The 13317-nt window shown below is 68.4% G+C and carries 12 protein-coding genes; 4 read left to right on the top strand and 8 right to left on the bottom strand.

What is annotated here, in order from left to right; translation table 11 throughout:
* Window positions 1-85 precede the first annotated feature (85 nt).
* Window positions 86-2161: a ComEC/Rec2 family competence protein gene (locus tag EU800_RS09730; protein WP_129631126.1), complete on the top strand. Its 2076-nt coding sequence runs from the start codon at window positions 86-88 to the stop codon at window positions 2159-2161.
* A gap of 22 nt (window positions 2162-2183) precedes the next feature.
* On the opposite strand, the gene lexA is transcribed toward EU800_RS09730, so the two are convergent.
* From lexA to EU800_RS09765, 7 genes are all read right to left on the bottom strand, one after another.
* Window positions 2184-2882: a transcriptional repressor LexA gene (gene lexA / locus EU800_RS09735; RefSeq protein WP_129631129.1), complete on the bottom strand. Its 699-nt coding sequence runs from the start codon at window positions 2880-2882 to the stop codon at window positions 2184-2186.
* 91 nt (window positions 2883-2973) lie between these two features.
* Window positions 2974-4146, bottom strand: coding sequence for a gephyrin-like molybdotransferase Glp (glp, locus tag EU800_RS09740; protein WP_129631132.1), 1173 nt, complete (start codon window positions 4144-4146; stop codon window positions 2974-2976).
* Complete coding sequence (moaC, locus tag EU800_RS09745; protein WP_129631135.1) at window positions 4143-4619, bottom strand: cyclic pyranopterin monophosphate synthase MoaC; 477 nt, start codon at window positions 4617-4619, stop codon at window positions 4143-4145. The genes glp and moaC overlap by 4 nt, the downstream gene beginning before the upstream one ends.
* Window positions 4619-5443 carry an indole-3-glycerol phosphate synthase TrpC gene (gene trpC, locus EU800_RS09750; protein WP_129631138.1) on the bottom strand — a complete coding sequence of 275 codons (825 nt, stop codon included), beginning with the start codon at window positions 5441-5443 and terminating at the stop codon, window positions 4619-4621. Before trpC ends, moaC begins: the two co-directional genes overlap by 1 nt.
* Window positions 5440-6111, bottom strand: a complete 672-nt coding sequence (locus EU800_RS09755) for a uracil-DNA glycosylase (RefSeq protein WP_129631140.1) — start codon at window positions 6109-6111, stop codon at window positions 5440-5442. Before EU800_RS09755 ends, trpC begins: the two co-directional genes overlap by 4 nt.
* A complete protein-coding gene (gene trpD / locus EU800_RS09760; RefSeq protein WP_129631143.1) occupies window positions 6108-7127 on the bottom strand; it encodes an anthranilate phosphoribosyltransferase in 1020 nt (339 codons plus the stop codon). Before trpD ends, EU800_RS09755 begins: the two co-directional genes overlap by 4 nt.
* Complete coding sequence (locus EU800_RS09765) at window positions 7124-7705, bottom strand: aminodeoxychorismate/anthranilate synthase component II (protein ID WP_129631146.1); 582 nt, start codon at window positions 7703-7705, stop codon at window positions 7124-7126. The genes trpD and EU800_RS09765 overlap by 4 nt, the downstream gene beginning before the upstream one ends.
* A 140-nt stretch (window positions 7706-7845) precedes the next feature.
* Here EU800_RS09765 and EU800_RS09770 point away from each other — a divergent pair, with 140 nt between their 5' ends.
* The 3 genes from EU800_RS09770 to EU800_RS09780 all read left to right on the top strand — a co-directional run bounded on the left by EU800_RS09770 (window position 7846) and on the right by EU800_RS09780 (window position 12195).
* Window positions 7846-9855: a divergent polysaccharide deacetylase family protein gene (locus EU800_RS09770; RefSeq protein WP_129631149.1), complete on the top strand. Its 2010-nt coding sequence runs from the start codon at window positions 7846-7848 to the stop codon at window positions 9853-9855.
* A 112-nt stretch (window positions 9856-9967) separates the two neighbouring features.
* Window positions 9968-11380 carry a cardiolipin synthase gene (gene cls, locus EU800_RS09775; protein WP_129631152.1) on the top strand — a complete coding sequence of 471 codons (1413 nt, stop codon included), beginning with the start codon at window positions 9968-9970 and terminating at the stop codon, window positions 11378-11380.
* A 26-nt stretch (window positions 11381-11406) separates the two neighbouring features.
* The gene (locus tag EU800_RS09780; protein WP_129631155.1) at window positions 11407-12195 is read left to right on the top strand and encodes an endonuclease/exonuclease/phosphatase family protein; all 789 of its coding nucleotides are present in this window, start codon (window positions 11407-11409) and stop codon (window positions 12193-12195) included.
* Between the two features lie 29 nt (window positions 12196-12224).
* Here the strand turns inward: EU800_RS09780 and EU800_RS09785 are convergent, their stop codons facing one another.
* Window positions 12225-13274, bottom strand: coding sequence for an AI-2E family transporter (locus EU800_RS09785; RefSeq protein ID WP_165354611.1), 1050 nt, complete (start codon window positions 13272-13274; stop codon window positions 12225-12227).
* Between the last annotated feature and the right edge of the window lie 43 nt (window positions 13275-13317).

Consider the following 13317-nt stretch of genomic DNA (forward strand, 5'->3'; position numbering starts at 1 on the left):
GCCATCCTCCCGCCGCCCGGCGGTCTTGCCTTAACGCTTCCTCAACCATGTTTAACGTAGCGTTTCGGCAATGTTTGCAGACGGGATGGCCGAGACCTCGCCGCATTCCGCGGCGACTAGGCGGCACTGGTTCGCCGATGCGCTTCTCGCGCAAAGGGGGAGCCTCATCCTCTTCGTGCCGATCTGTCTGGCCACCGGCATCGCCATCTGGTTCGGCCTCAGGGCCGAACCCGGCGAAATTGTCTACTGGACGGCCGCCGCCTGCGCCGCGCTGCTGTTGCTCTTGGGGCTTCTCGCCGGCGACGCCGTCGCCCCGCTCTTCTGGGCCGCGGCACTCGTCCTCTGCGGGCTGCTGCTGGCGGGCGGCCGGGCCCATTCCGTCGCCGAACCGATCCTCTCCTTCCGCTACTACGGACCGATACAGGGGCGCATCGTCGATATCGACCGCTCCGGATCCGACAAGATCCGCTTCACGCTGGACCAGGTGGTGCTCGAGGACATGCGGCCCGAACGCGTGCCCGCTCGCGTCCGCGTGTCGCTGCACGGCGCGCAGAACCATATGTCCCCGGAGCCGGGCCTCACAGTGATCCTCACCGGCCATCTGCTCCCCCCAAACGGACCGGTCGAGCCAGGCGGGTTCGACTTTCGTCGGCTGGCCTTCTTCGAGCGTCTCGGCGCGGTCGGCTACACACGCACCCCTGTCCTCGTCCTCGCACCGGCCGAGGAGGGCAAGGCGGGGCTCACGATCTTTCGCCTCCGCATGGCCTTGAGCCAGTGGGTACAGTCCCGCATTCCCGGCGATGCCGGCGCCTTTGCCGCTGCCATCATGACCGGGGATCGCTCCGCCATGCCATTTCCGGCGCTCGACTCGCTGCGCCGGTCAAACCTGGCGCATCTGCTGGCGATCTCGGGCCTCCACATGGGCCTCCTGACCGGCGTCGTGTTCTCCGCCCTGCGCGCCGCCCTCGCGCTGATCCCCTGGCTGGCGCTGCGCGCGCCGATCCGAAAGATCGCCGCCCTCGGCGCGCTCGCGGTCGGCGCGGCCTATCTTGCGCTGTCGGGAGGCGCGGTTTCGACGGAGCGCGCCTTTGTCATGGTGTCGGTCATGCTCGTGGCCATCCTGCTCGACCGCCGGGCGATTTCGCTACGCTCGGTTGCCATCGCCGCCACGATCATCCTGATCCGGACGCCCGAGGCGCTGTTCTCGGCCGGCTTCCAGATGTCGTTTGCCGCCACCACCGCCCTTGTTGCCGCCTTCGGCCTGCTGCGCGATCATCGTGCGCGCCTGCCGCGCTCCGCCCGCTGGTTGGCGCCGGCCCTCGCGGTTTGTCTTTCCTCCGCCGTGGCAGGCGTCGCCACGGCCCCCTTCGCCGCGGCCCATTTCAACCGCATTGCCGATTATGGACTCGTCGCGAACCTGCTCTCGGTGCCGCTCATGGGCACGGTGGTCATGCCGGCCGCCGTCGCCACCGCGCTGCTCTGGCCGGTCGGCCTCTCGGCGATTCCGCTCTGGGTGATGGCGTGCGGGCTGGAATGGATCCTCGGTGTCGCCGGTTGGATCTCCGGCCTGGAGGGGTCCGTGACCCATGTCGTCGCTCCCGGTCCCGCGGTCCTGCCGCTGCTGAGCCTCGGTATTCTCTGGCTCGTCGCCTGGAAGGGCCGCGGCCGCTGGCTCGGACCGCCCCTGATGCTCGCCGCGCTGCTCGCCTGGGGCCGGGCGGACCGCCCCGATATCCTCATTGCCGACAGCGGCGGCCTCGTCGGCATCGCCTCCCCCGCGGGTCGAGTGCTCTCGCGACCGAGCGGCGACGGTTTCGCCGCCGCAACCTGGCTCGAGAACGACGGCGAGTCGGTCAATCAGACCGAAGCCGCTGGCCGCCCGGGGTTCGTCGGCGGTCAATACGACCGCGTCGCCGACCTGAACGGGCTCAGCATTCGCCTCCTGCGCGGCAAGACTGGCGCGGCGGCGGTCGAAAGCGCTTGTGGCGCCGATATCCTCGTCACCAATATTGACCTTCCGGACGGCCACGCCGCCGATTGCGTCCTGTTCAACCCCGCGCGCCTCCGCGAAACCGGGGCGGTCGCGATCTGGACCGACAGCACACCGCCGCGCATTCTCACCGCGGCCGATATCGGCGGGGATCGGCTCTGGACGCGCTGACCGCCGAAGCTGAGCGCACGCGTCAGGTTGGGTAGCTGCGGATCAGGCCAACAAGCCGGCCCTGAACCTTTACCCTGTCATCGGGGAGGATACGCGTCTCGTAGGCCGGGTTCGCGGCCTCCAGCGCGATCATCCGCCCCTTGCGGCGATAGCGCTTGAGGGTCGCCTCGTTGGCGTCGACCACCAGTGCGACGACGATATCGCCATCGTCTGCGGTCGTCTGCTCGCGGATCACCACGATATCCCCGTCATTGATCCCGACGCCGATCATGGAATCGCCCCGGACCTCGAGCGCATAATGCTTGCCCGCGCCGACCATCTGCCCCGGCACCGCCACCGTGTGGCTCACCTCGCTGATCGCCTCGATCGGCACGCCGGCCGCGATCCGGCCCATGACCGGCAGTTCGGTTGCGTGCAGTTCGACCGGAAGCGCGTCACGAAGCGCCCGACGCGGAGTGGGCGCGTCGCCCTCGATCACGTTCGGCACGAAGCCCGCGCCACCGAGGCTGTCGGGAAGCTTCACAATCTCGATCGCCCGTGCCTTGTGCGCCAGCCGCCGGATGAAGCCGCGCTCCTCGAGCGCCGTGATCAGGCGGTGAATGCCGGATTTCGACCGCAGATCGAGCGCATCCTTCATCTCGTCAAAAGATGGCGGCACGCCGTCGCGCTGCATCCGCTTGTGGATGAACTCGAGCAAGTCGCGTTGTTTTCTCGTCAGCATGGCAGACCCTCGCTTGTCCTGACGTGGCGCGAAAAGACGCGCGTTTGCCTGATGTTCTGCCAGTGTTCACGTTTTGTGTCAACCTTTCCGCTCAGAGCGGCAGGATCTCGACCGATTCGCCGGCCTGTCGCGGCCCATCTGCCACGGGTCGGACGAGGAGCGCGTTGGCGCGGGCCAGGATGGTGAGCAAGGCGGAGTCCTGGCTGTCGAACGGCGTAACCACGCCGTCTTCCAGCCGCGCCCGCATGAAGTGCTCCCGTGGACCATTTGCCGGCAGGTCGCAGCCGAGCACGGCCCTGCGCCGCGGCGCCGGAACCTTGCCGAGTCCCAGCAACGCCCGCAGTGCCGGTAGGATGAAGATATGCCCGCAAACCATTGACGAAACGGGATTTCCTGGAAGGCCGATCATCGCGGTGCCGGCGATGCGCCCGGCCATGAGCGGCTTTCCGGGGCGCATCGCGACTTTGTAGAAGCTGCGCTCCATGCCGAGCTCGCCTGCCACCGCGCCGACGAGATCATGGTCGCCAACCGAGGCGCCGCCGATGGTCACGATGAGATCCGCTCCTTCCGCCAGTCGGAAGGTGGCACGCAGGCTCGCCTCGGTGTCGCGCGCGATCGGCAGCATCCGCGCTTCGCCGCCCGCCGCCTCGATCATCGCCTTCAAGCCGAAGGAATTCGACGCCACGATCTGGTCCGCCCGCGGGTTTTCGCCGGGCATCACCAGTTCGTCGCCCGTCGCCAGAAGCGCCACAACCGGACGCCGCCGCACGGCGAGCTCCGGCTGGTTCATCGCGGCGGCCAGCGCCACGTCGCCCGGCGAGAGCAGGCGCGGTGCCTCGATGCGGTCGCCGGGGCGAAAATCGCCGCCGGCGGGCCGGATATTGTCGCTGTGCTTGTCCGGATCGGTGATCGTCACGGTGTCACCGTCACGCGCAGTGTTCTCCTGGATCACCACCATGTCCGCGCCGTCGGGCAGCACCGCACCGGTGAAGATCCGCACGGCCTGGCCTACGCCGACCGTTCCGCCGAAGGCGCGCCCGGCCGGCGCCTCGCCGATCAGGGAGAGCCGCGCGCCCTGCACGACATCCGCGGCCCGGACAGCATAGCCATCCATCGCCGAGGCTGCGAAGGGCGGCTGCATCCGTTGTGCCACCACCGGCTCGGCCAGCACCCGGCCCGCGGCCACCGCCAGCGGCACACGCTCTATCTCGAGCGGTGTCGCCAGCGCGAGCACTCTTTCCAACGCCTCGGCGACTGGGATCATTCTCCGACCTCGTAGCGCCCGGACTTTCCGCCGTCCTTGAGAACCACGCGTATCCCCCCTATCTCCATGCCCTTTTCGACCGCCTTGAGCATGTCGTACACGGTCAACGCCGCCGTCGAGACCGCGGTCAGCGCCTCCATCTCGACCCCGGTTTGGCCGGTGGTCTTGACCGTGGCGGCAATGCGCACGCCGGGGAGGTCCGGGTCTGTTTCCAGCTCCAGCGCGACCTTGGTCACCGGCAGGGGATGACAGAGCGGGATCAGTTCGGCGGTCTTCTTGGCGCCCATGATGCCCGCAAGGCGCGCAACACCGAGCACGTCGCCCTTCTTGGCGCTGCCCGCCTCGACATGGGCGAGCGTCTCGGGCCGCATCCGGACCCAGCCCTCGGCCACTGCCAGCCGCGCGGTAACGTCCTTGCCGGAGACATCGACCATGTGCGCCTGGCCGGCCTTGTCGAAATGCGTGAGTGCCATCACATGCCCCGGGCCTGGGCGCCGACAAGCGGGTTGGCGAGCAGGGTCCGCGTCGCCTCCTCAACGTCCGCGTGCCGCATCAGCGTCTCGCCGATGAGGAAGCATCGCGCACCATACATGGCCAGTTCAGACAGTTCCCGCGGGCCCGAGAGCCCGCTTTCGGAGACGATGAGCCTGTTCTCCGGCACGAACTTGATCAGTCCGCGCGTCACATCAAGAGATGTCTCGAACGTATTGAGATCACGATTGTTTATCCCGATCAGGCGTGAGGCTAGCTTGGCCGCCCGGTCAAGCTCTTCCCGATTATGAACCTCGATCAGGGCGTCCATACCCCAGGCGACGGCCGCCGCCTCGAGTTCCTCGGCCTGAGCGTCCGAGACGCTCGCCATGATGATCAGGATGCAATCGGCACCGAGCGCGCGCGCCTCGACGACCTGGTAGGGGTCATAGAGGAAGTCCTTTCGGAGGACGGGCAGCGAGACCGCCTCGCGCGCCGCGGTGAGGTAGGCGTCGTCTCCCTGGAAGGACGGGCCGTCGGTCAGCACGGAAAGGCAGGTCGCGCCGCCGGCTTCATAGGCCGCCGCCAGCGCCTCCGGCTCGAAATCCTCGCGGATCAAACCCTTGGACGGGCTGGCCTTCTTGATCTCGGCAATCAGGCCATAGCCGGACTGGGCCGCCTTGGAGAGCGCATCCGCGAAGGGCCGGACCTTCGGCGCTGCCCGCGCAGCCGCCTCGACCTCCCCGAGCGGCCGGGCCTCCTTGCAGGCAGCGATATGGTCCAGCTTATAGGCCTTGATCTTCTCGAGAATGGTCGGCGTACTCATACTGCGGCCTCCGGGTTGGTCCAGTTGATCGGGGCGTGACCGTGTTCGGTCAGCCAGGCGTTGGTGCGCGAGAACGGGCGGGAGCCAAAGAAACCCCGGCGCGCGGAGAGCGGCGAGGGATGCGCGGTCTCGATCTTCAGATGCGCGTTTCCTGTTACGCTGCTGGCGGCTTCGGCCTGTGCCGGCCGGCCCCAGAGCAGGAACGCGCACGGTTTCTCCGAGAGCCTCGCCAGCACCTGCCGCGTCAGCGCCTGCCAGCCGAGCTTGCTATGCCCGCCGGCGACACCGGCCGGGACGGTCAGCACAGAATTGAGCAGCAGCACGCCCTGACGAGCCCAGAAATGCAAGTCCGCGACTTCAGGTGATGCTCCAAGATCCTCTCGCATCTCCTTAAATATATTCGACAAGGATCGGGGAAGGGGGCGCGTGTCGGCGTCCGCAGAGAAGGCAAGCCCATGCGCATGGCCGGGTGTCGGGTAAGGATCCTGACCAAGGATCACGACCCGCACAGCCTCCGGTTGGGTCAGCGCCAACGCGGCGAATACCTGATCTGCCGCCGGAAGGATCCTGCGGGTCTCGCTGGCCAGTGCCGCCTCGATCCCGGGCAGCGTGTCGTGGAAGAACGGCAAGTCGCCCCAAGCGCCGATAGCTGCCGTCTCGAGCTTCATGTCGCCTCGGAGGTCAGCTTGGCTAGGGCATGGACCTTGGCCTGCGCGGCGCCGCTGTCGATCGACGCCCGGCCGATCTCGGCTCCCTGTTTCAGATCGTCCGCCAGGCCGGCAACGACCAGCGCGGCGGCGGTGTTGAGCAGCACCGCGTCGCGATAGGCGCCGGCCTCGCCGTCGAGCAGGGCGCCAAAGGCGCGACCGTTCTCCTCCGGCGTGCCGCCGAGGATCGCTTCGAAGGAGTGCACCGGCAGGCCCGCCGCCTCGGGCGTGACTTCGAATTCGCTGATCTCACCATCCTTCAGCGCGGCGACGAAGGAGGGCCCGGCGATCGACAACTCGTCGGTGCCGTCCCCGCCATGGACCAGCCAGGCCGCCTCGGAGCCAAGCGCGGCCAGCGTCTCGGCCATCGGCCGGATCAGGTCGCGCGAGAAGGTGCCGGTGAGTTGGCGCTTCACGCTGGCAGGGTTGGTAAGCGGCCCCAGCACGTTGAAGATGGTCCGCGTGCCGAGCTCAGTGCGCGACGGCATCACGTGGCGCATCGCAGGGTGATGCATCGGCGCCATCATGAAGGCGATGCCGATTTCCTTCAGCGCCTCCTCGACCACCTCGGGGCCGACCATCACGTTGATCCCCATCTGACTGAGCGCGTCGGCGGAGCCGGACTTGGACGACAGGTTGCGGTTGCCGTGCTTGGCCACCGGCACGCCGGCGCCCGCGACGACGAAGGCGGTGGCCGTCGAGATGTTGAGCGTGCCCTTGCCATCGCCGCCGGTGCCGACGATGTCCATTGCACCCTCGGGCGCGGACACGGCGTTGCACTTGGCGCGCATGACGCGCGCGGCGGCGGCAATTTCCTCCACCGTCTCGCCACGAGTGCGCAGAGCCATCAGGAAGCCGCCGATCTGGCTCGGCGTCGCCGCGCCCTCGAAGAGCGTGTCAAAGGCGGTCTCGGCCTCGGCCGGTGTCAGGGGGCGGTCGGCGGCAATGCCGATGAGGGGTTTGATCGCGTCGCTCATGCCGGCACCTTCGCGGTTTCGAGGAAATTCCGCAGCATCCTGTGCCCATGCTGGGAGCGGATGCTCTCGGGGTGGAATTGCACACCTTCGATCGGCAGGCCGCGGTGGCGCAGCCCCATGATCGTGCCATCCTCGAGCCAGGCCGAAACCTCGAGGCACTCGGGCAGGCTTTCGCGCTCGACCACCAGCGAATGGTAACGCGTGGCTTCAAACGGCCCATCGATGCCGGCAAAGACGCCGCGGCCGTCGTGATGGATATGCCCCATCTTGCCGTGGACGATCTCGTGGCAGCGCACCACCTTGCCGCCGAAGGCCTCGCCGATTGTCTGATGCCCGAGGCAGACGCCCATCAGTGGCACTCGCGCCTCTGCGGCCGCCTTGGTCAGCGCGAGGCAAATGCCGGCCTGGGCCGGGTCGCACGGCCCCGGCGAAAGCAGGATCGCCTCCGCTCCGAGCCCCATCGCCTGCTGCACGTCGAGCGCGTCGTTCCGCCAGACCTGCACCTCGGCCCCCAACTCGCCAAGGTAATGCACGAGGTTGTAGGTAAAGCTGTCATAATTGTCGATGAGCAGGAGCATGTTGCAGGTCCGAGCATTGGGGGGTGAACCGCCGGGCGGGTCGGGCTATACATGTTCAGAGGCATCCGCCGGGGTCAAGGTCAAGCACTCTCCGGAAGATGTACGAGGCAAGGGCGCAACCATAACAAAAGAGGTGGGCCATGGGACGAGGTATCCTCTCGGGGCTTGTCTGGGGCAGCATCGTATCGATTTTCACGCTCGGCGCGGTTTCCCTCCTGGCGCCGCCGCCTGAGCAGTCCGCGTCGCTTGCGCCGGACAGCGCGGAGACGGCAACCGGGGGCGTCGCTCCGCTGATGGAGAGCCCCGCCGCCGAGGTCGAGCCACAGCCGGCCGAGGACCCGGCCGCGACGCCTGACACCGGGCGCGAATCGACCGGGCCGGCAACGGCGGTGGACCTGCCCGCAGGGTCGGAGTTCCGCAAGGCGCTGCCCGACACCGATGCGGCGCTGCCCGCCGATGCCGACGCCCCCTCGGGCGCGCGCGCGCCGGACGTGCCCGCGCCTGGGCGCGAGGCGGCAGCCCGGCCGGGGGCCTCGGCGCCGCGTCCGGAAACGCCGGGCATGTCGGTGACGGCGCCTGTCGCGCCGCAAGCCGAGACGCAGGCGGCGGAACCGGCCGGGCTTGGCGGGACCACCGCTGCGCGGCCCGCGCCGGAAACCGCGGCCGGCCCGACGCAGCCACCCGAAGCGGGGGTGGAGGCGGCGCCGGAGTCCAGCGGCTTCCCGCCGCCCGTTCGCACCGAAGCGGTCGAGACCGCCAGCCGGGCCGAGGCGCTTGGGGCAGACGGCCGCCTCGGCGGAACTGCTGCCGACGCGATCGAGGCCGGCACCGACGCGCCAAGCGCGGTTGCCTCGACCGGGACCGAACTGGCGCCGTCGGCCACGGCGGATATCGCGACCACGGTTCGCGCGGCGGCGGCCGATGCGGCGACGCAGCCGGACGAGACGGCAAGTGGGGTCGCGGGAACATCAAACGGCAGCGTCGCGGTCGCCGAACGTCTTGAAGCGGAGTCCTCCGCGCCGAGGGCGGCGGCCGCACCGGACACAGTGGAGACGGCGACCGGATCTCCGGAGCCCGAGCGGCTTGGTGGCGCAGCGGCCGAAGAATCCGCCGAGGGCGTCGAGGTCGCGGCCATGGACCGTGCGCCGGAGGTCTCCGTGGCGGCGCCGCGCGCGCCAACAGGCGGTGCGCCGGAGCCCGCGGTCGGGGAGACCACCGAAGACGGTGTGACAGGGCAGGCCGAAGCGGAGGCCGAGCCAGAGCCGGCCCCGGCCCCGGCGGAATCAACCATGTCCGAGGCGGCGCAGGGCGGACGCTTCACGCAGGTCGTCCGGCCACTGACCGAGCGCAGCGGCACCGGCTCGCGCCTGCCGCAGATCGGCGCGGAGCCTGACGCTGAGGTCGCATCCGAGACCCTGTCGCCCGGGGGGGAGGCGCCGTCATCCGAAGCAGCGCCGGCCGACGACCGGTTGACGCTCGATGCGCTGGTGCGCAACGCGCGTCCCTTCGACAATCCAGAGGGCAAGCCGCTCTTCTCGGTGATCCTCATCTATGACGGCAGCACGACGCTCGACCGCGCGGTTCTGACTACATTCACCTTCCCGGTGACTTTCGCGATCGACCCGATGCTGCCCGATGCGGCCGAGGCGGCCGAGGAATTCGCTGCCGCCGGGTTTGAGGTGGTCGCTCTGGCCACCGGCCTTCCGGAGGGGGCGACGGTCAGCGATGTCGAGACGACACTCGGCGCACATCTGGCGAAACTGCCTCAGGCAGTGGCCGTGATGGACCCGGAAACGGACGGGCTCGCGGGCCGGAACACGCTGGCCGAGCAGGCGCTGACGATGGCCTCGCAGGATGGGCACGGCCTGATCGGATGGGACCGTGGCCTCGGCGCGATGGAGGTGGCGGCGCGGCGCGGCGATGCGCCGGTGGCGTTGATCTACCGCCCGCTCGACGCCGAGGGCGAGCAGGGGCCGGCGATCGGCCGCTACCTCGACCGCGCGGCCTTCAAGGCGGCGCAGGATGGCGAGGTCATCATGGTCGGTCATGCGCGGGTGGAAACGGTGACGGCGCTCTTCCAGTGGGCGCTCGGCAGCAAGGCGAACCAGGTCGCGCTCGCGCCGGTCTCGGCGATCCTGCGCGCGCGCTGATCGGCTCAGGCCGCCCTGCCAGGGAAAACCTCCTGCCTGCCGGGTTGCCTGATCCGGACGGGTCGGGAATGATGGCCCGGGACCGGCGTGCCGCCGGGAGAGGGGGTGTCACATGTGGGTTTCAATCTGGGCAGCGGGCTATGTCGCTCTTGAAGGTCTCGCGATCTATTTCGCCTATCGCGCGGTTGCCCATGCCCGCACGCCGCAGGGTTCCATCGCCTGGGTCATCTTCCTGATTTCGCTGCCCGCTCTCTCGGTGCCGGCCTTCCTCTTTCTCGGTCACACCCGGTTCCCCGGCTACGCCGTCGCCCGGCGCGATTCGGCCGATGTCATCGCCGGGATCGGCAGCTATGGCCGTGAGCACCTGCCACATGGCGACGGCGGCGCCTTCGGCTTCCACGCCTTCGAGAATCTCGCCGCGCTGCCTGTTCTGGGTAACAATAGCTGCGAGATCCTGATCGATGGAGAGGCGACATTCGACGCCATCTTCGCCGCAATCGACGACGCCGAGCACTACGTTTTGGCGCAGTTCTACATCCTGCGCGACGACACTCTCGGCCGCGCCTTTGCCGAGCGGCTCAAGGCGGCGGCCGAACGCGGCGTGGACGTGCGGCTCCTCTACGACGCCGTCGGCTGCAACGGCTTGCCGCAGAGCTATTTCGAGACGCTGCGCGCCGCCGGGGTCGAGGTGGTCAATGCCAACGCGATCCGGGGGCCGCGCACCCGCTTCCAGCTCAATTTCCGCAACCACCGGAAGACGGTGGTGGTAGACGGGCAGGTGGGCTTCATCGGCGGGCACAATGTCGGCGACGAATATATGGGCCGCAGCGCCGAATTCGGACATTGGCGGGACACGCATTGTCGCCTGAGTGGTCCGGTGGTCGCGCAGTTGCAGATCGTCTTCGCCGAGGACTGGCACTGGGCCACGCGCGAACCGCTGAACCCCGAACTCAACTGGGCGCCCGAGCCGACCGTTTCGGGAGTCGATGCGCTGATCCTTGCTACCGGGCCGGCTGACACGATGGAAACCGGCTCGCTCTATTTCTGCGCCTGCATCACGCGTGCGACCCGGCGCCTCTGGATCGCCTCCCCCTATTTCGTGCCCGATGTCGACATCCTGAGCTCGCTCAAGCTCGCCGCGCTGCGCGGAGTCGACGTTCGGATCCTGGTGCCCGATGTCATCGACCACCGGATGCCCTGGCTCGCCGCTTTCGACTATTTCGACGAGATCTGTGCTGCCGGGGTGAAAATCTACCGCTACACGGACGGTTTCCTGCACCAGAAGGTGGTTCTGGTGGATGAAGACATTGCCTCGATAGGCACCATCAACATGGACAACCGATCCTGCCGGCTCAATTTCGAGGCGACGGCGATGATCTTTGACGCGGGTTTCGCGTCCCGTGTCGCCGAGATGCTGGAAGCGGATTTCTCCCACGCCTATCTTCTGGACAAGCGCCTGCGCGAGCAGCCGCTCCCCCGCCGCGTCGGTGCGCCCTTTGCGCGGCTGCTGGCGCCGATCCTGTAGCGCGCGCACGTCCCGAAGGAGGACAGATGAGGCCGTTCAGACTGGCCAGCTACAATATCCAGAAAGCGGTGGGGGTGGATTTCCGCCGCGACCCGGAGCGGATCATCGAGGTGATCAATGCGCTCGGGGCGGATGTCGTGGCGTTGCAGGAGGTCGACAAGCGGCTCGGCGAGCGCCCCTCGGTGCTCTGCCGGCGGATGATCGAGGCGGAGACCGATTTCACGATCGCGCCGCTGGCGCAGAACGACGTGAGCCTCGGCTGGCATGGCAATGCGATCCTGGTGCGGCGCGACCACGCGATCCTGGCGACCGGCCATATCGACCTGCCGGCGCTGGAGCCGCGCGGAGCGGTCCGGGTCGACGTGACGACGCCGGGCGGGCCTCTGGCGGTCGTCGGCGCGCACCTGGGGCTGATGCGCCATTTCCGGCGGCTGCAACTCGAGACGATCCGGGCGCATCTGGAGGATGCGCCGACCCGCACTCTGATCCTCGGCGATTTCAACGAGTGGTCGGAGGATCGGGGGATGGAGCCGCTGGAGGAGCATTACGAGACCGTCAGCCCCGGCAAGTCGTTCCACGCTGCCCGGCCGTTGGCCGCGCTCGACCGTTTCGCGCTCGGCCGTCACATAGCACTCCGCGATGCCGGCGTGGAGGAACGGCCGCTCGCCCGACGTGCGTCCGACCACCTGCCGGTCTGGGCGGATGTCGTCATGGCGCCGGCCGAACGGGGGCGGGCGGTGCTTCCGAGCTACGAGAGCAGCGTCTCGCTCGTCCTCGGTGCGCTGGATCGCTGGAAGACCAGCCGGCGCGCCTGACAGGCGCGCGTCCCGCGTCCCCGGCGCCGTTACCCTTCGGCCTGCTCGATCCAGCGGATGAAGAGCGCGTAGAACACCGACAGGATCACCGGCCCCACGAAGATGCCCACCACGCCGAAGGCCATCAGGCCGCCCAGCAATCCGATCAGGATCACCAGCATCGGCGTGTCCAGCCCGCGCGACATGAAGATCGGCTTGAGGATGTTGTCGACGATCATCACCGGGGCGAGGCACAGGGCGAGGAGCACGGCCTTGCCCGGGTCCATCGACGTGAACGCCCAGATGATCACCGGCAGGAGCACCGGCCACGGGCCGATCTGGATGATCGACAGCACCAGCGCGATCAGCGCCAGCGGGCCGGCCATGCTGAGGCCGAAGGCGGCCATGATGATGCCCGACAAAAGCGCCTGGATGACCGCGACGCCGATCACGCCGCGTGACACGTTGCGCACCGTGGCGCTGGCAAGCCCGACCATCTCGGCGCCCGTATCCGCGAAGACCCGATTGGCGAATCTCCGTGTCCCCCTCGCGAAATCCTCGCCGGCGATCAGCAGTACACCGGAGATCAGGACGGAGAGCAGGATGGTCACGATGCCGATCCCGACCGTCGCAAGCCGTTCCAGCGCCACCTCGCCGACCTTGAGGAGCTGCGGGCTGAACTTGCCGAGCGTCTGCGCGATATTTTCATGCGCGCCGCTCCAGGCGAGATGCAGTTGCGGGCCGATCAGCGGCCATGTCTTGATCTGTTCGGGCGGTGCCGGAACGTGCAGATTGCCGGCTTTCAGGATGGTGGTGACGCCGTGCCCGGCCTCGACGATGCCGGCGCCCAGAAGCGCGACCGGCCCCAGTGTGATCGCGATGCCGAGCAGGGTCAGCAGCACCGCCGAGAGCTTCCTGCGCCCGCCGAGCCAGCGCGTGACCGCCGCGTGCAGCGGATAGATCGCGACCGCCAGGATCACCGCCCAGAGCATCAGCCCGAAAAGCGGCGCGATCATCATCAGCGTTCCGTAGATGAACAGCCCCAGAAAGCCGATTCGGATCGTCAGGTCGATCACCTTGCCTTCGTCGATCGGTTGCATGGCTCTCTCCTTCTGGCGCGCGGGCGGAGTAGCGCATGGCCCG

Origin of the sequence: Tropicimonas sp. IMCC6043 (assembly GCF_004146235.1) — a bacterium.
Taxonomy (GTDB): domain Bacteria; phylum Pseudomonadota; class Alphaproteobacteria; order Rhodobacterales; family Rhodobacteraceae; genus Tropicimonas.